A 21,237-nucleotide genomic window follows, 5' to 3' on the forward strand; every position below is an offset into this window, starting at 1 on the left:
GGACGCTACCCGCCCGTCAGGCTCATGTGCCGTTCGACCGCCGGATGCGTCGCCCCAATTCTGAAACGATGCCGTTCCGGCTTGCCGGCAAGGAGCTCTTCTAGGGCTTGCATGACCGCATCCCGGCCTCCGGTTCGAAGCAGATCACGCAGCTCCACCTTCTGGTCATGCCCAAGGCAGCCGTAGACGGTTCCGGTCGCAGCGAGGCGGATTCGGTTGCAGCCACTGCAGAAATTGTGCGTGAGCGGGGTGATCAGGCCCAGGCGCAGGCCCAGTTCCTCGACTTCGTAGTAACGCGCGGGACCGGCGGTGCGCACAGCCGAGGGCCTGAGCGTGAATTCTCGCTCGAGCCGGGAACGGACTTTCGTAAGCGGCAGGTACAGTCCGGTCCGGTCCTCGACTTCGCCAAGCGGCATGGTTTCGATGAGCGAGAGGTCGTGCCCCTCCCTCCCGCACCACTCGAGCATCGAGGAGATCTCTTCCTCGTTCAGCCCCTTCAGCGCGACCATGTTGATCTTCACCTTAAGACCCGTCGCTGCGGCCGCATCGATGCCGGAAAGCACCTGCCCGAGTTCGCCGCCCCGGGTTATGTGCCGGAACCGCACAGGATCCCGGCTATCGAGGCTCACATTGATGCGCCGGATTCCAGAGTCGAAAAGCATCGAGGCGTACCGGGCGAGCTGCGTGCCATTGGTCGTCATCGTCAGCTCATCAAGTCCGCGGCCGATCTGTTGTCCAAGCTTGCCCACGAGCTGCTCGATCCCCTTGCGCACCAGGGGCTCACCGCCGGTAAGGCGGATCGACCTTACTCCGCGCTCGATGAAGATGTCTGCGAGCTGCCCCATTTCCTCGAGGCTGAGGACGTCCTTCCTTGGAAGGAACGTCATCCTCTCAGCCATGCAGTAACGGCATCTAAGATCGCAGCGATCGGTGACCGACATGCGCACATAGGTGATGACCCGGCCGAAGCCGTCGATCATCGGCCTTGGCGTGGCAACCACCTCGTCCAGGCGCATTCCTGTCGAGCCTCCAATCGGGACTTGCAGTCACGTTGCTTACAGGACGGCCCCGATGTCCTCAAACGCGCATTCGATGGGAGGCGATGAAGCGATGGCGCTGTTCGCCGCCGTTCGTCCGCCTCGCCGGGATTGCGGAGGAGGCCGAGGCGTCGGGCACGCCACGTTCGTCGTTCAGTCGAACGTCGAGGCAATCAGCAGTGCAGCCCAGGGGATCAGCGAGAGCATGGCGGCCATTGTCGCTTGCTTCAGATAGGCGAACTTCTTTGCCGCGATGCACGATGTCTGCCAGGTTTGCCGGGCAAAGTCGCACTTCAATTCCTCTTCGCTCGCGCTCGTGAATCGCTTCACGAACACTTCGCGGTCAAGGTCGATGATCTCGTTGAAATAGATGAGAGAGTCGGGACTTCGCTTCAGCGTCGGGAATGTGCAGCGATACAGGTTGTAGACCGTCCAGCCGACTGCCCCGAGAAAGAGGAAGCCAGGGGCGAGCATCCACCATCGATGGAGATTCTTGAGCGAGATGAACGAGGCGACGGCCATTTCGCCCGACGCGATCGCAAAAATCGACGAGACCTTGGAATCGATCCGCGGGAAGAAAGCCTGGATCCGGTCGAACTGCCGTTCGGCCGCTTCGAGCGAGACTGGGCTTGGTGCTCGTTGCGTCATGGTTTCCCCCAGTCCCGCAGATGCTGACAGCCACGCTCAGCGGCAATGAGGATTGTGAGACACTAGCCTTTGCAAGTCAAAAACGAGGGCCCCTGCGAAAGAGCGTGCGCAAGACGCGCGAGGCTACCTCCGGTTGAGCCTCTGGATCGCGCTCTCCATTTTGAGTGCGAGCCGCTCGACCTCGAGGTTCAGCTCTTTAAGCTCGGCCAGGGGATCGGATGGCACGTCCCGCGACGCGTCAACCGGCGTGCTCTGAAGCTGGGCGGCGCTCAGAGCCGCGGGTGAAACCGGCAGGCAGAACTGGCAGCCATAATATTCGCCGCTGCTCCAGACGATTTCAGCCTCGATCCGGCCCGCTTGCGGAAGCTCGACCTCGATCATCGCGCCGACCAGCATCGGGACCGAAGTCTCGAGCAGGGCACCCGTTAGCGACAGGTCATGGATCGTCACGAGGTCGCTGCCCTCACCGCCGCCGAGGCGAAGCGAGCGACGCGGCGAGCGACGGCGGTCGCTCTTGGGTGGGATTTCCGTGAAATAGGCAAGCATGGTCATAGCAAATTCGGGGGATTGCATCCGGAGTGCGCGGCAGATGGTTAAGAAAGGGTAACTGTTGGGCCTCCGCGAGCAGCCTGAACGGCTCGTGCGTGCCCCAGAACGGACAGGCCGTTGGCCCCGGAGGGCTATTGGAGTAACAAGTCGGAATGCGTGCTTGGATAGTCTCGATGGCTCTGCTGCTCGCGTCCTGTGCTGCCCCGCCGCGGGGCGAGCGCGCGATGGCGGCAAGTGAGCTTGCGGGACGGACTCCAGGACGCCCTGAGCGGTGCGTGTCCCTAAGCCCTGCAAATTCCCTTCGTCCGTCGGACGCCGATCGCCACACCCTCATCTATGACAGCGGCGCGACGGTCTGGGCCAACCGGCTTGGACAATGCGCCTTCGACAACGACGACGTGCTCGTCACCGAACCGACCGGCTCTTATTATTGCAAGGGAGACCTCGTGCGCTCGTTCGACCGGACATCGCACATTCCGGGTCCGACCTGCGTGCTCGGCGAGTTCATACCCTATCGTCGGTGACTATCAGCGGTGAATCCGCTGGCGCAGTTCTGAAACTTCCCAAAGATCATTGCGGCTGAAGGGCAGCATGGCGGAGAGCGCCGCGAAGGTGCTCCGCCCAAGCGCACGGCGAAGTCCTTCAAGTTCCTCGAAGGCGGCGCGAACCTGTCCCGCGTCATATTCGGCGTCACCTTCGGCTTCTTCAATCATTGTCTCTTCCGCCTCGGCGACAAGCCAGGCCTGAAGCTCCCAGTAGCGGCGAATCCGGCGAGCCGATTCAGGATCGACGCGCTCTGTGAGCGCTGCGATCTTCTTGCCCGAAGGACCCGGCGGCCAGCGTCCGGCACGAAGCGCTTCTACCTGGTCGCGATGCTCGGCGCACTCGGCTGCAAGCCAGCGCTGCGCTTCCGCGCTTCCCATATGGAGGACTCCGATGAGCGCGATTGGGCCGACGATCGCCGCCGCGACCATGGCGATCAGCGGACGGTCGGGGAACTGGTTGAAGGCCGTGTGCAAGGCGACGGCGACGCCGAAGCCAGGAACGAACCACATCAGACTGAAATCAAAATCGCCCGCCGCTTCTCGGGTTTCGCGCTCCGCAAACTCGTGAGCAATTGCAGCGAGCACGGCAAGCGTCGTTCCGTGCATGATCGCCGTGCCGAAGCCGCGCACCAGCCAGGTGCCGGTGCCGTAATCCGGAAAGCGAACGAGATAGATCATGTTTTCGACGACCGAGAAGCCCGCGCCAATCGCGAAACCCGAGATGACCGCGTCGAGCTTGTAGCCGATGCGGTTCATTCGAAAGAGGATGATGATGCTAGCCGCCTTTATCGCTTCCTCGATCCAGGGCGCGACGAAACGGCTGTAATTGGAATAGCCGATCGGGAGCGTGTCGAGGAAACGGCCGGCGACGGGCCACGCGAGGACGGCTCCGACTGCACCAGCCAAAAGCAGGACGGTAATCTCCTTGAAGTTCATCAGCTCGAATGCGTCGAGCCAGATGAACACCGCCAGCAGGGCGAGTACCGGAAGAAGGGCGAGGCCCCAATGCGCGGCCTCGGTCAACAGGAACAGCATGGTGCTACATGATCTTCAAGGAAGCGAGCCATTCGGTCTTTCGATAGTGCCCGTCGGCCCACCCTCCGGCCGCTCCGACAGAGAAGACCATTGGAAGGCGAAGCGCAATCGTGAAATTCAGATCGAGCTGCGCTCCCATATCATAATAGCGGTGACTGCTCCGGTCCGGAGCCTCGGTCGCCATTGCCCCCGCGAAGAATGCCGGGCGAATGTAGCTTAGATAGAAAGCGGGGGTGCCAACCTCGGCAAACCGGACGGGCGGCAGGTTGACCTCTCCGGTCAGCCTGGCAAAGCGCCTGGCCTCGATCTCGTCGATTCCAAAGCCGGGAAAGCTCTCCATTTCCCGGTATCGCTTCTCCGGGCGGTTATCGACGTAATTGTTGCGGAACGAGCCGAAGTAGAAGGCTGCAAGCGGGCTCGACCGTTCGCCGCCCACCATCCCGGCATGGGCGTAGAGCCACACCGAGCCGTTGGAGAAAGGAAGCGGCAGGCCGTAATCGACGCCGCCGTAGATTTTCGGGAAGGCGTGGCCCTGCGCCTGGTCGGCCCCGACGGCGATGCGCGCCTGGACCCCTTTTTCATGGTCCACGCCGCCCAGCGCCTTGGTGGTGTTGGTGTAGCGAAGACCGACCTCGCCCGAGCGGATTTCCTTGGGGCTCGGGATATTCTGGGCGCCCGGCAGCTGGTTGAGCCCGAAATATGCTGCGGCCGAGCCGAACAGGTCGAGCTGGCGCGGGGGGTCGTAGATGAGGGGCTTGGTATAATCGACGATAAAGGCATCGCCCTTTCGGCTTCGAAGCACCGGTCCGAACAGATCGTAGAAATCGGCAAGATTGTGCCAGTAGGTCAGTTTCCAGTTCGGCGTCTGATATTCGAGGTTGAGATGAAGACGCTGGCCGCCATGGACGTGATAGGGCGAGATCGCAGCCTCGGCACTGAACTGGCGGAATTGCAGCGGATCGGCGACGTGGAGGAAATAACCGAAAGCGGGCTTTCGGTCGTATCCGGAGATGATCGGATAATGGGCATCGATGCGCATCCGGTCGAAAGGATCATAGGTGCCGCGGTTGGTGACGAGCTCGTCCAGCGGGATCCTGGCGGGTGATCCAACGCCCCAGGTCTTGAGCACCGGATTGGCCTTGACCACTTCGTTGCCAAGGAAGCGGACGCTTGCAAGATCCTCGCGGACCTGCGGCTGGATGATCGAGGGATTAAAGCCGTCGCCCGTATAGTCATAGACAAGGAGGCTGCCGTCGGGCCGCAGCTGCGGCCGGAAGAACCCCGTCGCGGCATTGGTGAGGACGTCATGTTTGCCGGTCGCGACATCGAGGCGGAAGACGTTCGAGACGCCGGTATAGTAGGAATTTCCCAGCAGTGATTTGCCATCGGGCGTGAAGGTGAAATTCTCCGGCACCGAGGGCGGAAGCGAGAGCGTCGCGACGGGCTGGTCCGCATCGCCTCCCTCAAGGTCCGACATTCGCCATACCCGGACCGACTGCTTTCCATCGACGCCTCCGTAGGATGCCGAAATGAGCTGGCCGTCCGGTGAGATGTCGAGGTCGAAGACGATCTCGCCGTAGCGGAAGGTCTTGACCTGATTGAAGCTTGTATAGGGCGGCGGGATCCGCACCATGGTAACGAAGCCGTTCTGGTGGCGGATGCCCCAGAGGCTCTTGTCGACAGGATCGAATGCGAGATCGCCGATCCTTGCATCCGTCAGAAGGCGGCGCTTCCTGCCTGTATCGACATTGATCGCGTTGATGTCGCGGTAGGCGTAGTTCTGGTTGGTATAAAAGGCCGTCCGGCTTGCCGGGTCGAAGGCGAGACTGGTCACCTTGTAGAGCATCATCCCATCGAGATCGGTGAGCGGCGTCACCTTGCCGGTTGCAAGATCCATTCGCCCGAGAAACCCGATGCGCCCCGGCCAGCGGAAGGCGGCGATGAGGCTGTTGGTTTTCTCGTCGACGAAGCCCCGGGACATCGATCCAAGGCCTTTGGGACTGAGGTGCCTGGGCTCGGTCAGCGGATATTGCGCGAGGGCAGCGAGATTCTGTTCTTGGAACTTGTGCTCGAAGGTGATCCAGTCGGCCCAAATTGAGTTGAGCGAGCGGCCGAAAACATGGTGAAACTGGCTCGAATAGAAACCCTTGGAATCCTCGGACCGACGCAGCCAGTCCATCGTCTTTTCGACGCCATAGGTGAGCGCGAGGTAAGAGAAGAAGCGGGTGCCGTAGAGATAGGAATTGGCGCCTACCTGGAAATCGATCTGCGTGCCCTCGCTCTCAAGACCGAGCGGCGAGAAGAAGCGCTTGTTGTCGTGAACCTTGGCGCGGAAGACCATCTCGTCATAACCGCCTTGCGCACGGCCAAGACCCCCCGCCATCCAGGTTTCCATGAAGACGGCGCTGCCCTCCATATAGTAGCGGGGCGTGAGGTTTCTGGGGCTGGTTAGGAAGTTGTAGAGGATTGATTCCGGGTGCTTCTGAAGCGGTACGGGCTTACCGCCGAGGAAGTGGCGCCAGAACGCGTCCTTGCTGTTCCAGACGTCGATCGTGCCGACGTGCGTCAGCTCGTGGTTCATCAGCGTGAAGAAGCGCTCGCCCGGCGAGAAGGTCTCCATCGATAGCGAGAGGGGCGCAACGTCGAGCAGCACCATGTTGCTTGGTGAGCCGAGCGCCGCGGCATTGCCATAATCGGCAAAGTCCTTGAGCAGGATGGTCGTCGGCTCCCATGGCTTCCAGCGCAGGTTCCTTTCGTGGAAGGCCGCCGAATTCTCGTAGGCCCGCGCAATGTAGGGCGTGAGATATGTCTGGATGGGATCGATGTAGAGGAGGGTGAGATCCCTCGTTTCAAGCGCAGATAGGTGAAATCCGGACGCGTCCTGCGGGACATGGGCCGGGCCCTTTTCCTCAGGCTCCTTTGGCTTGGCGGGCGCCGGCGCATTGGGCTTGATGGGCGAGGGCGTTACCGGCTCGCTAGGCGGCGTTCCCTCCGGCTGCGGGGGTACGACGTCAGGCTTTTCGACGACAGTGGTCGTATCGGCGGGCGGCGGGGGTGGCGGCTGCTTCGTCGCGGACTGCCCTGAGGCCGAAGTCGCGGACGCAAACAGGGCGAGCGCCGCCGTACAGGATGCAAGACGACGCCCGTTGATACGCTCGACCCCCATCGACCCCCCGGCTGTGCGTCAGTCGCTATGGGACTGAGACACCCCAGCCTGGTTGAGCGCCGCGGAGAAGCTCGGATTGGCCATCAGCGCCGCGACATTGGGTTGCGCCGATAGTGCTTGCAACGCCTTCGGATTTGCAGCGAGCGTTGCCATTGCCGCCGAGTTCCTGCTGACGGCCGAGAAGGCCTGCGGGTTGCCGAGCATCGCCGAGAACGCCTGCGGGTTGGCCTGGATGGCCTGCGAAACCCCAGCGTTCAGCTGGCCCGCTGCCGCCGCCGAAGCCATCACCGACTGCGCGTCGAACGCCTGGAGCGCCTTCGACGCAGCGCTCAGCTGGCCGGCATTACTGGCAAGATTGCCGAACGCCGACGCGCTGTTGCCGATGGCCGACATCAATTGCGGCCCCATGAGGTGGGCGCTGTTGGCAAGGCCCGCGAAGGCGAGCGAATTGCTGCCGATGGCGGAGAAGACCCGCGGATCGGCAGAAATGGCCTTCATCGCGGCATTGTCTGCAGCAAGCTGCTTGAAGGCAACCGCGCTGCTTGCCATGCGCGCATCATCCGTAGCCTTGGAAGCCGCGTCCCTGAACGCGTTCGCATTATTGGCGAAGCTGCTGAAGGCCGATCCCTTGGAAAGGATTGCCGAGAACGCCTGCGGATGACCTGCGAGCGCGGCGAATGCGGCCGAGTGGCCCGCAATCGCCTGCAACGCCTTGGGTTGGCCCGCAAGTAGCGCGAAAGCCGACGGATTACCCGCAAGCCCAGCGATTGCAGCGTTGGACAGCCCTGCCGACTGGAGCTCTTCGGCCGCAGCTGCAGCGCTGTTGACCAGACCGGCGAGCGACTGCGGTTGGCCCGACAGGCCCTTGAAGGCCCCGGCATTGGCTGCGAGCGAGCTGAACACCGAAGGATCGGCATTGATCGCCTTCATCGCGGCATTGTCGCTTGCAAGCCTCCCAAAGGCTGCCGCGCTGCTTGCCATGCGAGCATCGCTCGCCGCTTTGAGAGCGGCATTCTGGAACGAATTTGCGTTGTTCGCGAAATTGGCGAATGCCGTTGCATTCCTGCTGATCGAGGCGAGCACTTCAGGCTGCGAGGCGAGTGCCTTCATCGCCGCGGAGTGGCCCGAGATCGTTCCCATGATGGCCGCGTTCGCCTCATGCGACTTGGGCGCCCAGGACGATGCGCTCTGAGCAGCCTTGATTAGGCCGTCGAAAGCCTGGGGATTGCCTGCAAGCCCGCTCCACGCCTTGGGGTTGGCCATGATTGCGGCCATCACCTGCGGCTGGCCCGCGAGGGCCTTGAAGCCGGGACTGGCGGCGAGCGCGCGGAAATTGGGATCGTGCACCATCAGCTCGAACGCGTCGGTCTGCATGAGCTCGGGCACCGAGGTGTCTCCGAGCGTCACATCCTTGTCGCTGACCTGGCTGGAAACATAACGCTCCGCCGGTGCGATCGTCCCTGAACTGGGTCCGAGCGGCGGGTAGACGCGCCCGAGACCATAAGCACCCAGTCCGACCGCGAGGATCGCGGCGCTGGTCAGAATCATCCTGCGACTGTGTTGAGTAGAAACCGTCGTTGCCATTGATTGCCCCCTTGACAGAGTCAAGGAGGCCAATGTGCCCATTCGTTAACGGAAAGTCAACGAGTGTCAGCAGCCGGACACAATTTCAGGTGAGCTGTTATATCATTGAAAAACCGAATGTTTTTTCGGGCACGAAGACGGCGATGCCCGATTCCTGCAATGGTTTTAACCATTTAGCGAAAGGTGATGGAAAGGATGTTTTCCTAATCCTCTCCCGAGTTGAGGGAGAAAGCCATGCGCCTGCACATGACTTTGCTTGCTGGTGTGAGCATGATTGCAAGCTCTGCGTTGGGACAGCCTGCCAGACGCGACGTGCCCAAGACTGCGCCGGCGGCCGTCAAGCATGCCGACGTCGTCCTCGCATCAGCCGATACCGCTCATCCTGGAAATCCGGCGCTCGCGCAGCCTTCGGCCGAGCCCAAGCGGCCCGCGCCCCGGATTACTCACTGTCGCTGCGGCGATCCGCAGCCGGGCGACGACACGCCCGAGCAGTAGACCCAAAGGCTATTTCGCCGCCTGGGCGATCTGCGGCTTCACCGCTCGGATCACCGGGATGTCTCCGTCGCCGACCGCTGCAAAGGCCGCCCAGTAAAATGGATGGGAGGTGTTCGCATCATCCATCAGCTGCCGCTGCGACAAGCGCAGCGCAGTAACGGTGGGTGTCCCGGGCGCAGCGGAGAAAAGGCCCGTGATCAGTCGTTCGGTCGCATTATAGTCATCAGGGACCGGCCAGTGACTGGCGATGACCAGACGTCCACCGGCGCCCACGAATGCGCGAACCAGTCCGTCGAGTGCGACGTCGCCCCCGCCTGAGACGCCCGCCTGCTGGGTCGCCGCTGCGGTGGCCTTGCCGGCAGTATCGCAGGCCGAGAGGATCACGAGGTCCGCATCAAGGTGGAGGTCGAAGATCTCGCGGAAAGTGAGAAGCCCGTCCGACCCGCTGCCACCGAAACTCGTCAGCAATGCAGGCTGCGCTGCGCACTTGGCCGCGCGGGCAGTGACGACCCCGTGGGTGGCGAAATGAAGGATCCGGTATTGGGCAAGGTCGCTCCGGCTCTCGAGACCGGTGTCCGTGAAATTGTCCTTGGTCACGATGTCCACGCCGGTGGGATCGAACTTTCGCAGGATCGCGCCGGCGACCTCGAGCTCACGCGCCGAAATCGGATGGCTCCAGGACGAAAGCGGGAGCAGGCAATCACGATCGGCCGCGGCCGGGATCACGGCTTCGGTCCCGGCGCCCGGTGGGGTGTTCTCGCCAAGGCCAAGATATTCCTTGCGGCCCGCCGAGGGCGGCGCGCTTCGAAGTTGAGCGAACGAGCGGGGGCTCACTGCCGTACTGATGTCGCGGTCGCGCCCGAGCCAGGCAATGCCCCTGAAGTCGTAGGCCGCCTGTTCGCCCGCCTTGGCCCGTTGCTGATAGGCATCCACAGAGGCCCGATCCGTGACGAGGAGGCTCACCGGGAGCCGCAGCATTGGGCCATCGGGCTCGAAAATCAGATGCTTTGACGAAAGGAGCGCTGCGTCGAACGGCGCGAACAGCTCGGCATAGAGCTGGTGCGACAAGGCGACGTCGAAGGGATAGGTCGTGCGCTGGCCGTTCTCGACCTTGGAGATGGTGTCGCGCAGCGCATCGACCTGCTCATTGAGCTGTTTGGAGTTTGCAGCGAGCTTCACGGCATGCGCCGAAGTGGGCGTGATCAGCATCGCGTAAACGTGATCGCCAACGATCGTCATCCGATAATAGGCTTCTCCTGGGCGAAGGATCTTCTGGAGATCAGGAAGCGAGATCGTGTCGCTGGAAACGGCGCGGTAGCGCGGGAAGCCGGACAACGCGGCCTGCGTCGTCAGCTGTTCCTTCTGCGAGCTGTCCAGCGAGGCTCGAAGAACGCGCGCCCTGACCGCCTCCTGGGGCGTCGGCTTGGGCAGGTCCTGGAGCCGTGCGAGCTCAATCCGGGCGCGCTCGACCTGGCGGGTCAGCGTCACCGACTGGCGAAACAGGCGCGAGGCTTCGTCGGTGCCCCCGGTGAGCTCGCGGGCAAGGACGGCCTGGGTCTGTGCAAGGCCCGGCCGGACCATGAGCTGGGTCGCTGCGAAAATCTCGGCCTCGGCCTTTGGATCTTCGCCCTTCCGGAGAAGCAGGTCGACATAAGGCCGCAACACATTGGCAAAGCTCGGCGGAAGGTTGCTGGTGTCTGGCTGCGAGTGGACGATGTTGCTGAACATCGCCTCGGCGGTGGCAAGCTGGCCGGTGCGTGCAAGATATCCGGCAAACCGTGCCTTCGCGTTCAGCAGCACGGCCGATCCCGGGTAGTTCGTTTCCATGAGGCTTACCGCCTGCCGGTACAGCCTGTCAGCTTCGTCCCGGTCGCCGGTCTCTTCGGAAATCGCGGCGAGGTCGCCGAAGATCTGGGCACGCATCCAGAGGATCGAGGCGACCTTGCCGCCCCGGATCGACATCAGCTGCTGATCGGCGCGGTTAAGCGCAATGCGAGCCCCAGCGCGATCGCCGGTCAGACGCAGCGAAGTGCCACGAAGCTGCAGTGCCTGACTGTCGAGGATCGCCGCCTTTTCCGCGGGCAGAAGCTCGTCGGACTGGTTGCCGAGCTGTTGTCCGATACGGGCGTCGGCGTTGAGACGGCGGGCCATTGCAGTATCGATTTCGAGCTTGCCGACATCGCTCGTCTCATTGTCGACGACGGCCTTTGGAAGGGGTTTCTCGAGCTCGGCGAGGGCCGCCTTGGGATCGCCCTGGTTGAGGTCGTGGATCGCGCGGTAGTTGCGCAGCCGGCGGGCAACGATCGGGTCCGACCCGACCGTTTCGGCGGCACGGGCGAACAGCGAATCGGCTTCGGCAAAGCGTCCGAGGTTTGATTTCTGGAGCGCTTCGTTGACCAGCGCCTCGGAACGGTTGAGCGGCGCATCCCCAGAGTTGCTGCTTGCGGCAGCAAAGAATTCGGCGGCCTCCGCATAGCTTCCGGCATTGTTGCGCCGATAGGCTTCCGCGAGCGCCTTGTCGGGCGCGAGAGTTCCTGCCTGCACACGGGCAAAGGCCGCGGGATCGCCCACTCCGGTGGTCGCGATCGAGATTTCGCCGCTGACGGGCTGGTCGGCAACGAGGCCTCGAAGGCCAAGCTGCAAGGCGCTGTCGTAGCCCGCAAGGCCGGCCGCTGCGTAACGAAGGGTGCCCCGGCGAAGCTCATATCCGCGATAGGTGACGTTCGCGTCCCTGAGCTTGCAATCGATGATATCGACGGTTCCAAGACCCGTCACCGTACCCCGATGAGCCGGCTCACAGATCGCGCGGTCTGCCCTGTCGGCAGCGATGCGCGCGGCGGCGGTCGCCGATTCCTTCAGCTTGTAGAGCTTGCCGACGGGGAGCGCCGCGTCCCTGCAGGTAATCGCGTAACCGGCGTCGAACATGCCGGTCAGCGCCTTGTCGCTGGTGAGGCTCTGCGCCGAACAGAAGCTTGTCCCGCTGGTTCCTATTCTCCAGCTGTCACGGACACTGAGCGGCGTTGCAGCCCAGGACGAGGCCGTGTTGGCGGCTGCGAGAGCGATGGTTCCTGCAATCGCAAATGCTGTCCTGCCCATCAGAACTTCCAATCAGTTTGAGGTGCCCGGATTGTCGATCATCGTATCCATGCCGCCGCTCGTGACCGGCTGCTCAAGATCGGTCTTGAGCTGCACCGGGTCCGAATTGATGAGGCCGAGCGAGGGATTGTTGCTGCCGTCATCATCCTTATCCTTTTTGTCCGATTCCTTCTCGCTCTTTTGCTGCTCGGACTCGCTCGGGTCGGTCGAGGCGAGTTCGCTCGGGCTTCCCAACTGCTGGATTGGCCCGAGAATCGATTCTGACGCCTGTGTCTGTGGAGGAGGAGGAGGCGGCGGCGGCGGAGGAGGCGGGGGAGGCGGCGGAGGCGGAGGCGGCGGCGGAGGCGGCGGAGGCGGGGGAGGCGGCGGCGGCGGCGGAGGCGGCGGCGGTGGCGGCGGCGGTGGCGGCGGTGGCGGTGGCGGTGGCGGTGGCGGGGGCGGGGGCGGGGGCGGCGGAGTTACGCCGATCGCGATGCCATTGAGGGTCGAACCTTGCGCGTAAGTGACCCCGGAATTGAGGCCGAAGTTCACTTGGTTGAAGAAATCCTGTCCGCTGGTGAAGCCGCCGTCCGCGTTCTGCCGCCGCCCGTAGGCGATCACGTTGAGAGCACCGGTGGCGCCCGGTCCCGTGGCCGTATTGGCGCCGAGGACGTCGAAGGCGAAATTGGGCGAGCGCCCGTTGAAATTGCCGCTGTTGCGGAAGCCGTTGGAGAGGTTGGGTCCGATAGCGAAGTTGCTGTAGGCCATGACCGTCACCGTATAGGTGCCAGCCGGCAGCAGCGAGGTGAGGAACGTGTCGTAGTGTGCCCCGGTATTGGGATCGGCGGGCACGTTGATGCCGCCGTCGTCGTTCTGGTTGATGAGCGTGCCCGCGGCGTTGAACAGCGCGAGGATTGGGTCAAAACCGCCCGAGGGGATCACTTGTCCCTGCGAGTTCGTGCCTCCCGCGTAGGAATAAGTGCGAAGGGTGATCTGCGACTGCACCGTTACTGTGAAATCGAAGCGCAGCACGTCGTTGGCCGTGGTCAGCGTACCGACGAAGGAGAAGCCCGGAGCGCCGCTCGGCGTCGTGATCGGCTGATAGCGGCCGATCAGAAGACCGCCGCCTCCGACCGTCAGTCCGGCAAAATCGGTGGCGGTGCCGGTATTCTGAATGAAGATGTTGCTGCCCGCGAGCAGCTGGATCCCGCCGGCTTGGAGATATCCCGCGGGGTTCACCGGCCCGTTGTTGGTTGCGAGTGCCTGCGCGCGTCCATCGAAATTGGCATTGGCCGAAAGCTGGCTTGCGAGCGCGCTGTCGCTCGCAACGATCGTATCCGATTTGAGCGTCAGCGCTCCCGATGGCGCGGTTCCGTTGATCATGCGGATGCCGCCGCCGGGCGTGATCACCTCGATGCGTTGCCCCGCCGAAAGGAGCAGGCTGTCGGTTGAAGCGGCGTTGACGAAGTCAATTCCGCCCTCGACGCGGATTGTCCCGTTGGTGTTGACGGTCGCATGAGCAAGGCCGCCGCCCGGCGTCTGGCTTCCATCGATGTGCACGTTTCCGATGATGACTTCGGGACCGGAAGCCTGGGCCGCCTGCGCAACCGCCTGGCTGCTCACTGCCTGGGGGAAGGCGGCATTGATGACCACGTTGGCCGAGTGAATGTCGCCGTCCTCGTCAAGAACGTAGGATCCCGCCGGAGCCGAGGCATTGGCACCGATGTAAATCGGGTTGGAGCTGACAGCGTTCAGCGTCAGGAGGTTGGTGACGCCGGAAACGCCGAGCGCCGCGCCCTGCGTGATACTGATGTCTCCCGACGTGACAGTGATTGTTGGCGAACGGACGGTGCCCAGGAAGCTCGCCGTGCCCGTCGCCTCGAAACTGGCCGTCGCTGCAGCCGCGTCGTGGACTGCAAGGTTGCCGCCGGCAACAATCGTCAGTGCCGTTCCGGCCGACAGATTCCCCGCGGCGAGATTTCCATCGGTGGTGAGCGAGAGAAAGCCAGGGACCGAGATATCGCCGAAGTCGAAGTTGCCCGAGGTTCCAACAGAAAGGTTGGTGATGGTCGGGTGAGCGTTGTTCGTAACGCTCCTGCCGGACAGGAAAAGCGTCGGCACGGTGATCCTTCCCGTCCCCTCGCCGTCCGATAGGGACAGTGTGGAGCCGGACACCGCATTGAGGCTCGTGGAAACCGTGATGCTGCCGCCGCTGCCGGTATTGATGCCGACATTGTCGTGGCCATCGAGCACCGCGCTCCGGCCGACGGTGAGACCATGTCCGCCCGTCGCGGTGAGCGTGATGCCCGCGCCCGCAGCGGAAGCGTTCGTGAGCGAGAGGTCGCGGCTGAAGGCCGTATTCCCGTTCGTCGCCTCGATGAGCATCGGCCCGTCCGACTGGCCGAGAACGGTCGAGGAGAAGGATGCCGGACCTTGCGAGCCGATCGTGATGCCGCCCTCTGTCCCGCTCGAACCGAAGCCTGAACGAAGTACGATCTGGCCGTTCTCGACAGATGCGCCTTGTGCCGCCGGAGCAAAGCCGACCGAACCGTCGAGGAGCATGGTCAGCGCCTCGTTCTTGGGTACTGCCACCATGTAGATGCTGTGGTGATCGCTGGCGGACTGGTTCGCCGCACCGCCCGTTGTACCCGTGTGAACAATGCCGTTGCTGTCCGAGGTGCCGCTGCCGACCGGTACGGCGATGTCGAACAACCCCTGGTTCAAGGTCATGGTGAGCCCGTCCGCCGCCGCAAAGGCGGCTGAGCCGTTCACGGCGACATTCCCGCCCTGTTCGATGCGCGGCGCGACCATGGCAACATAGGCACTGCGCGCGTTGATCTGGGCCCCTGGCAGTATCTGGATCTTTCCCGCGGCGTCCTGGCTCTTGGAGAAATTGGCCGTGAACCCGCTTGCGCTCGTCGTGAAGCCGCTGGGGAGATCGATCGTGCTGAGGAGCAGTCCGCCGACGTCGATGATCGCGTTTTGACCGACGATGATCCCGCCCGGGCTGTAGAACCAGATGTTTCCGCCTGTCGTATTGTCGGCGAGCTTCCCAAGAACTGTGCCGTTCAGCTCGATCGCGCGCGTGGCGAGCGTCGGCACGATGCGGTTGAGAACGGTAAATCCCGAGACGCCCTGTGCTGCCTGGTAGGTCGCCGTATTGCCGCTCGGCAGGAAATTGATGTTGCCTGTTCCTTGGGCATCGCTCGGGGTCCAGTTGATCGTTGCCGTAGTGCTGCCCACCGTCACGGTTTCGGTGCCGGGCGTCGATCGGGTGTAGGTGACCGTTCCGCTCGCCGTCTGCGGATTGCCCTGGAAGGCCTGCGCCCTTGCTTCTGATGGAGTCAGGGCCGCGATCGCGAGCGCCGCCGTAGCGCAGGAGATCAGGAATTTTCCCCGGCACTGCCGAGAGGAAGCATACGCGGACATTAGTACCTCCAGGGCCACAACCTGGTCGTTAGAGAGATGAGGAAACGTGTCGGCGGCTTGCGGTCGAGCGCCCCGATGCGGGTGAGCGGAAAGGCAAGGCCTGCATCGAGGACGAAGCGGTCCCAGTTCACTCGGGCACCGCCACCAACTGAATCGAGACGCTCGCGCCCGACGATGATCGGGCTGTCGCGGTGACCGACGGCCGCGTGGTCCCAGAAGGCATAACCCTCGATTGCAGGCTTCTTCGCGCTCAACGGAATCCGGCTTCCGTAGCGGATCTCGGCCTGCGTCCCGACGCCGCGGTCACCAAGGATGGCGCCCGGGTCGTAGCCGCGGCCGACGGTGTAATTGCCTGCCGAGAATTCCTCGAAGCTAAGGACGGGTTTCCAGGCATATTGGGCCCGAAGCCCGAGGGCGAAGGTGAGCTTGGGCACCGGGCGCACCTCGCCATAGCCCGTGTACCTTAGGACCGTCGCGTCGGACCGGCCTTCGATCCGGCTCGGCGGGAGGTCGCCAGGACCAAGGCAATTGACGCCCGCCGGTCCGCAATCGTGGCTGGCGCCCAGGGCATGAAGCCCCTGGCGCAGTTCGATGAGGCTGGTGAAATGCCAGGGCGGTTCGGCCGCCGAGAAACCGTTCTTGTAGTCGGTAGAAATGGCGTCGATGCCGAGACGCAGGAACGCGACGCGCAGGCGGTCCCGGCTGATCTTGGCATGGTCGAGCCAGACGTCCTGGTTGACGATGTCCATGCCGGCCGAACCCCGGACGGTGGCCGATTGGCGGCGAACGAACGGGTAGCCGACTTCAATCGTGCCAAGCAGGGTCTTTGAAAGGATGTTGGCGTCCGGGACGTGGGGCCGCGCCCAGGCATAGGTGAACGCGCCGGAAAGGCTGAGGCCCTCACCGCCAAGCCGCATGTCGTGCGCGAGCTGGATCGTCTGCTGTTCGTGGAGGTCGGACGTGCTGAAGACCGACACCGATGTCCTGTCCCCAAGGCCGGTGAGCCCGAACACCTGGCCCCGGAGCAATCCGCCCCAGCGCCCGAGCGCTCTGCTGCCGCCGTTCTGGATGATGAAGTCGGCGTAGGCGGGTAGGCGCTGAACGGTGACGTCGCCGATGACGTCGCCCGGCGCCGTCCCTGCAGGCCGCAACGTCAGGCGGACGGTATAGCCTGGCAGGTCGCTTGCGAGGAGCAGGTAACGCTCGGCCTCGTACCGGTTGAACAGCGGCCGCTTGGTCAGCTGGTTGAGATAGGCGGCAAGCACGGTCTCCGCGCCCGTTGCCTCGCCGCGCACGCGCACCTGCGTCAAATGCGCCATCAGCACCTGGAAGCGGATGACTCCGCCCTCGATCCTTTGCTCCGGGACCTGGACCGCCGCGATATAGCCGGCATTGCGCAGAATCGTCGCTGCCCGGTCGCGGACTTCGCAGACCGTCGAGATCGGTACGTCGCGGCCCATGTACTGGGCATAGGTGGAGGCAAGATCTGCTCTTGTGAGACCTTGCAACCCGTCGAACTCGGCACCCCTGAAAACGAAGTGGATCGACTTGAATTCAGGCCCGTCCAGGGCGCACGGGGATCGCTCGATCCCACCCTCGATCTGAAGGCGGCTCTGGGGCTGCGGCGGCTGACTGATGATCGGGCGGGTGACTTCCTCGCGCGTTGGCGGGACCACCTGTGCCGCGGACTGCGCGCCTGCGGAGGTCGCCCACGCGGCGAGGGTTAGAGAGGCGAGAATCGGCGCTACGCGGCTTAACGCCGCGCCGAACCTCCCCGCAGTTTCGTCGCGTTTCAGCTTCATCCGGGGCGCCCCTTTCCCCGTTGGAATTGCTCCGAGTCGCCCCGAAGATCTCACGAAACTAGACCAATTTACCTCCAGCTCAGCAACTATTTTTTAACAACAATTATATTTGCGCTGTCGATTCTCCCGCCCTTGCCGGGAATTCACTCGACGGAACCGGAGGCCCGGCGCAGAATTTGGACGTGATGGTGAAGCCCGATGCGACCCAAAAATTGTCCTGGCCTTGGTGGGCCCCCTGGGCCCTCCTGGGCGTTGCTGCGACCTCCCTCCTGACCGTCGCGGCCACCCTTTACGACATCCTGTAGAGGTAGTGATCGAGGCACTGCCTTCAGCCCCGCCGGCCATCGTCATCACCGGGAGGGCGCTTCCTGACCCGCGGGCCGAGCGCGTGTATTCGACTGATCGGATCACTGCACGGCAGATCGACCAGTCGCCGAGCCGTGCCCTCGACCAGCTCTTGAAGGATGTTCCCGGCGTCCAATTGTTCCGCCGCTCGGACGCGCGCAGCGGTCATCCGACCAGCCAGGGAGTGACCCTTCGGGCGTTGGGCGGAAACGCCTCGAGCCGCGCCCTCCTTGTTCTTGACGGCGTGCCGCAGACGGATCCGTTCGGCGGGTGGATCAACTGGCCGGCGTACGATCCCATGACCTTGTCGGATATCCGTGTCGTGCGCGGCGGCGGAAGCGTCGGCTACGGACCTGGAGCGCTTGCCGGCACGATCGAGATGACGAGCCGCACGGATGATGCTGTTGCCGGTGACATCGATGCCGGCAGCCGCAATTCGTTCGATGCTAGTGGACGCATCGGTCTGGCCACGGGCGGCGGGCACCTCGCCGCCTTCGCGCGCGCCGAGCGGAGCGATGGCTTTGTTCCGATCACGGCTGCAACGCGGGGCCCCGCCGACAGGGCGGCACCCTATCGCGACTGGAGCGCGCGCGGACGCTGGGTCATGCCGCTCGGCAGCGCGACCGAACTTCAGACAAGTGTCTCCGCCTTCCACGACTGGCGCAATCGCGGCACCGATTTCAGCTCCGACCGGACCAATGGGGCCGAAGGCTCGATCCGTCTCGTTGGGCACGACAACTGGCAGTGGAGCGCGCTTGGCTATTGGCAATCGCGCGACCTTCGGAGCAGCACCGCGAGCCTGGATCCGGCACGCAGGGTCGCCACCAGGGTACTTCTGCAGCATTCGGTTCCGTCCTACGGGCTTGGCGGAAGCATCGAAGTTCGTCCGCCGATGCCGCTCGGGATCGAACTTCGCCTCGGCGCTGACGCGCGGCGGACCCGTGGGGAAACGCGGGAGCTCTCCAATTTTGTCGCTGCAAGCCCGACGCGCCGCCGGCGCGCCGGCGGCGAGACGCTGACTGCCGGGGGTTTCGCAGAAGCATCGGCAATCCTTGCCGGGATCACTCTTACTGCCGGTGCACGGCTCGATCATTGGGAGGTTTCGAGCGGGCACCTCTTTGAACAGACGATCGCGACGGGCGGCGTCCTTCGCGACCAGCGGGATCCAAGGCGAAGTGGATGGCTTCCGACGGCCCGCGGCGGGATCCTTGCGCCGCTTGGCGGAGGCTTAAGCTTCCGCTCGGCAGCTTATCTTGGCTGGCGGATGCCGACGCTCAACGAATTGTTCCGGCCCTTTCGTGCCGGAAGCGATGCGACTGCTGCGAACCCTGACCTCGACCCCGAGCGCCTCGCCGGTCTCGAAGCCGGTGTCGAATATCAAAAGGGGTCCTGGCGAGCGTCTGTCACGGGGTTCGTCAACCGGCTTCACGATGCCATCGCAAACGTGACCCTCGCGCAGGGGCCGGGCACCTTTCCGGAGGTCGGGTTCGTGGGCGCGGGCGGGGCCTTCCGGCAACGGGAGAATATCGATGCGGTCAAGGTGCGCGGGATCGAGGCATCGGCCGGCTGGTCGCATGGCCCGTGGACCCTGAGCGCAGGCGCAAGCTTCAGCCACGCCCGCATCGAGGCAGGCGGCGCTGCAGCAGCGCTCAGCGGCCTCCGGCCGGCCGAGACGCCCGAGTTCGCCGCGACCCTGTCGGGAAGCTGGGAGGAAGGAGGCAGGAGCCTCGTGATCGTGCTGAGAAGGGTCGGAGGGCAGTATGAGGACGACCTCAATACCCGCCTGCTCAAGGCCGCGACGACAGTCGATGCGTCTGCAACATGGCCGCTCGCGGGCCGCTTGCTGCTTGTGGCCCGCGCTGAAAATGTGACGAATGCCCTCGTGATGGCGGCATTCAACGGCGATGGATCCATTGAACGGGCAACGCCGCGGACGCTGTGGATCGGACTGCGGCTGCGATAGGAAAAAGCGAGTGACCGAACGAGAAGAAATCTTGAGCAAGGTCCCGGCAATCACGCTCGGTTTCTGGATCATCAAGATTCTCGCGACGACGCTCGGCGAGACCGGCGGCGATACCGTCAGCATGACCTGGCTTGGAGAAACGACGCCGGAGGCCGGCCAGTCGGCTCTGAACGGCTATCTGGTCGGAACGGCGATGTTCGGCATTGCGCTCGTGCTGTTCGTCTGGCTCCAGATACGCGCGCGCGGGTTCAACCCATGGCTGTACTGGGCGACGATCATCGCCTCGACGACCTGCGGGACGACGCTGGCCGATTTTGCCGACCGGTCCCTTGGCATTGGCTATCCGGGCGGCTCATTACTGCTTTTGAGCTGCGTGTTTCTGACGCTGTTCGCGTGGCACCGGTCGCTCGGCACCGTCAATGTGAACACGATCACGACGTCAAAGGCGGAGGCCTTCTACTGGCTTACCATCACCTTCTCGCAGACACTCGGCACGGCGCTTGGCGACTGGGCCGCGGATGACGTCGGGGAAGGCGGCTGGGGCCTTGGATATTCGGGCGCAGCCCTCGTTTTCGGCGGTGCGCTTGCAGTCCTTGCCATCCTTTACTTCGCGACCAAGGTGAACCGCGTTGTCTTGTTCTGGGCAGCGTTCATCCTCACTCGGCCCCTCGGGGCAACAGTTGGCGACTTCCTCGACAAGCCAGTCGCCAGGGGAGGCTTGGAACTCAGCCGGCCGGTTGCCTCGGTGGTGCTGGCGGTCGCGATCATCATGCTCATTCTGCTGCTGCCGCAACGGGCAGGGAGCCACCCGCAGACGGCCGAAGCAAGGACGTGAAGAGCATTTGCCGGCTTGCCGCGCTCATCCTTGCGGGCGTGGCAGCCCCTGTGATTGCAGGTCCTCCCTATCTTACCGACGACCCCGTCCCGACGGATACGGGTCATTGGGAAATCTATGCGTTCAGCGCGGGCCAAGGGCATCGCTCGAGTATCGAGGAGGATGTCGGCCTCGACCTCAACTACGGAGCCGCCCAGGGCATTCAGCTGACGGCCACGCTCCCCTTGAGCTTCTCCCACGCGCGACTCGAGGGATGGAAGGGTGGAACCGGCGATGTCGAGGTCGGGATCAAATATCGCTTCTTTCACGACGAGAAGGCCGGCCTTTCCGCGGCGATTTTTCCGCGGGCGATCCTTCCGACCGCGAGCCACTCTCCGGGCGAAAAGACGAGGTTTCTCCTGCCCTTGTGGCTCGGCAAGGATTTCAAGGGCGGGACCAGTCTGTTCGGAGGGGGCGGCTACGAGATCAATCCGGGAGCGGGCAATCGCGATTTCTGGCAGGCTGCGATTGCCCTGACGCAGGACCTTGGCGAAACCGTCTCCGTCGGCGCCGAGATCACCCGGCAAGGGCCCGATACCGTTGGCGGATCGGATCAGACGCGGGCGGGCGCCGGCTCGGTCATCAGGCTCTCCAAACACGATAACCTGCTTGTGTCGGGCGGGCCGACCTGGGCCGACCACCGGACCGGCTACCATTTCTATGCGGCGCTCGGCCTCAACTTCTGAGAGG

General features: G+C 63.7%; 14 protein-coding genes. 5 read left to right on the forward strand and 9 right to left on the reverse strand.

The window, feature by feature from the left end; genetic code table 11:
* Positions 1-5: 5 nt before the first annotated feature.
* The 3 genes from moaA to V8192_RS04455 form a co-directional block, all read right to left on the reverse strand.
* The gene (moaA, locus tag V8192_RS04445) at positions 6-1,016 is read right to left on the reverse strand and encodes a GTP 3',8-cyclase MoaA (RefSeq protein ID WP_341631838.1); all 1,011 of its coding nucleotides are present in this window, start codon (positions 1,014-1,016) and stop codon (positions 6-8) included.
* A 174-nt stretch (positions 1,017-1,190) separates the two neighbouring features.
* Positions 1,191-1,685: a Pycsar system effector family protein gene (locus V8192_RS04450; protein ID WP_341631839.1), complete on the reverse strand. Its 495-nt coding sequence runs from the start codon at positions 1,683-1,685 to the stop codon at positions 1,191-1,193.
* A gap of 123 nt (positions 1,686-1,808) precedes the next feature.
* Positions 1,809-2,237, reverse strand: coding sequence for a PilZ domain-containing protein (locus tag V8192_RS04455; protein WP_341631840.1), 429 nt, complete (start codon positions 2,235-2,237; stop codon positions 1,809-1,811).
* Positions 2,238-2,509: 272 nt separating this feature from the next.
* Here V8192_RS04455 and V8192_RS04460 point away from each other — a divergent pair, with 272 nt between their 5' ends.
* Complete coding sequence (locus tag V8192_RS04460) at positions 2,510-2,758, forward strand: hypothetical protein (RefSeq protein WP_341631841.1); 249 nt, start codon at positions 2,510-2,512, stop codon at positions 2,756-2,758.
* A 3-nt stretch (positions 2,759-2,761) separates the two neighbouring features.
* Here the strand turns inward: V8192_RS04460 and V8192_RS04465 are convergent, their stop codons facing one another.
* Genes V8192_RS04465 through V8192_RS04475 form a run of 3 tightly spaced genes read right to left on the reverse strand, consistent with a single transcriptional unit; the run spans position 2,762 to position 8,528 of the window.
* Positions 2,762-3,814 carry a PrsW family glutamic-type intramembrane protease gene (locus tag V8192_RS04465; RefSeq protein WP_341631842.1) on the reverse strand — a complete coding sequence of 351 codons (1,053 nt, stop codon included), beginning with the start codon at positions 3,812-3,814 and terminating at the stop codon, positions 2,762-2,764.
* A gap of 4 nt (positions 3,815-3,818) precedes the next feature.
* Positions 3,819-6,980, reverse strand: a complete 3,162-nt coding sequence (locus V8192_RS04470) for a WD40 repeat domain-containing protein (protein WP_341631843.1) — start codon at positions 6,978-6,980, stop codon at positions 3,819-3,821.
* 18 nt (positions 6,981-6,998) lie between these two features.
* Positions 6,999-8,528, reverse strand: coding sequence for a hypothetical protein (locus tag V8192_RS04475; protein WP_341631844.1), 1,530 nt, complete (start codon positions 8,526-8,528; stop codon positions 6,999-7,001).
* Between the two features lie 270 nt (positions 8,529-8,798).
* On the opposite strand from V8192_RS04475, the gene V8192_RS04480 reads away from it, so the two are divergent.
* Positions 8,799-9,059: a hypothetical protein gene (locus tag V8192_RS04480; protein ID WP_341631845.1), complete on the forward strand. Its 261-nt coding sequence runs from the start codon at positions 8,799-8,801 to the stop codon at positions 9,057-9,059.
* A gap of 9 nt (positions 9,060-9,068) precedes the next feature.
* Here the strand turns inward: V8192_RS04480 and V8192_RS04485 are convergent, their stop codons facing one another.
* From V8192_RS04485 to V8192_RS04495, 3 genes are read right to left on the reverse strand one after another with little or no spacing between them, the layout of a single operon-like run.
* On the reverse strand, positions 9,069-12,155 hold the full coding sequence (locus tag V8192_RS04485) for a CHAT domain-containing protein (protein ID WP_341631846.1): 3,087 nt from the start codon (positions 12,153-12,155) through the stop codon (positions 9,069-9,071).
* A 12-nt stretch (positions 12,156-12,167) separates the two neighbouring features.
* Positions 12,168-15,563 (reverse strand): DVUA0089 family protein, encoded by a 3,396-nt coding sequence (locus tag V8192_RS04490; protein WP_341631847.1) that lies wholly within the window; start codon positions 15,561-15,563, stop codon positions 12,168-12,170.
* Complete coding sequence (locus tag V8192_RS04495) at positions 15,563-17,365, reverse strand: ShlB/FhaC/HecB family hemolysin secretion/activation protein (protein ID WP_341631848.1); 1,803 nt, start codon at positions 17,363-17,365, stop codon at positions 15,563-15,565. The genes V8192_RS04490 and V8192_RS04495 overlap by 1 nt, the downstream gene beginning before the upstream one ends.
* Positions 17,366-17,675: 310 nt before the next feature.
* Here V8192_RS04495 and V8192_RS04500 point away from each other — a divergent pair, with 310 nt between their 5' ends.
* From V8192_RS04500 to V8192_RS04510, 3 genes are read left to right on the forward strand one after another with little or no spacing between them, the layout of a single operon-like run.
* Positions 17,676-19,673 (forward strand): TonB-dependent receptor, encoded by a 1,998-nt coding sequence (locus V8192_RS04500; protein WP_341631849.1) that lies wholly within the window; start codon positions 17,676-17,678, stop codon positions 19,671-19,673.
* A 10-nt stretch (positions 19,674-19,683) separates the two neighbouring features.
* Positions 19,684-20,508 (forward strand): COG4705 family protein, encoded by an 825-nt coding sequence (locus V8192_RS04505; RefSeq protein WP_341631850.1) that lies wholly within the window; start codon positions 19,684-19,686, stop codon positions 20,506-20,508.
* Entirely contained in the window at positions 20,505-21,233 is a 729-nt protein-coding gene (locus V8192_RS04510) for a hypothetical protein (RefSeq protein ID WP_341631851.1), read from the forward strand. Before V8192_RS04505 ends, V8192_RS04510 begins: the two co-directional genes overlap by 4 nt.
* Positions 21,234-21,237 lie beyond the last annotated feature (4 nt).

The sequence above is a fragment of the Sphingomonas agri genome (genome assembly GCF_038148795.1).
Lineage (GTDB): Bacteria > Pseudomonadota > Alphaproteobacteria > Sphingomonadales > Sphingomonadaceae > Sphingomicrobium > Sphingomicrobium agri.

What these genes read in the sequence shown, in the direction of transcription:
- V8192_RS04490 (WP_341631847.1), bottom strand. Translation starts at nt 15,563, where the DNA reads ATGTCCGCGTATGCTTCCTCTCGGCAGTGCCGGGGAAAATTCCTGATC.
- V8192_RS04465 (WP_341631842.1), bottom strand. Translation starts at nt 3,814, where the DNA reads ATGCTGTTCCTGTTGACCGAGGCCGCGCATTGGGGCCTCGCCCTTCTT.
- moaA (WP_341631838.1), bottom strand. Translation starts at nt 1,016, where the DNA reads ATGCGCCTGGACGAGGTGGTTGCCACGCCAAGGCCGATGATCGACGGC.
- V8192_RS04475 (WP_341631844.1), bottom strand. Translation starts at nt 8,528, where the DNA reads ATGATTCTGACCAGCGCCGCGATCCTCGCGGTCGGACTGGGTGCTTAT.
- V8192_RS04470 (WP_341631843.1), bottom strand. Translation starts at nt 6,980, where the DNA reads ATGGGGGTCGAGCGTATCAACGGGCGTCGTCTTGCATCCTGTACGGCG.
- V8192_RS04450 (WP_341631839.1), bottom strand. Translation starts at nt 1,685, where the DNA reads ATGACGCAACGAGCACCAAGCCCAGTCTCGCTCGAAGCGGCCGAACGG.
- V8192_RS04455 (WP_341631840.1), bottom strand. Translation starts at nt 2,237, where the DNA reads ATGACCATGCTTGCCTATTTCACGGAAATCCCACCCAAGAGCGACCGC.
- V8192_RS04485 (WP_341631846.1), bottom strand. Translation starts at nt 12,155, where the DNA reads ATGGGCAGGACAGCATTTGCGATTGCAGGAACCATCGCTCTCGCAGCC.
- V8192_RS04495 (WP_341631848.1), bottom strand. Translation starts at nt 17,365, where the DNA reads ATGAAGCTGAAACGCGACGAAACTGCGGGGAGGTTCGGCGCGGCGTTA.
- V8192_RS04480 (WP_341631845.1), top strand. Translation starts at nt 8,799, where the DNA reads ATGCGCCTGCACATGACTTTGCTTGCTGGTGTGAGCATGATTGCAAGC.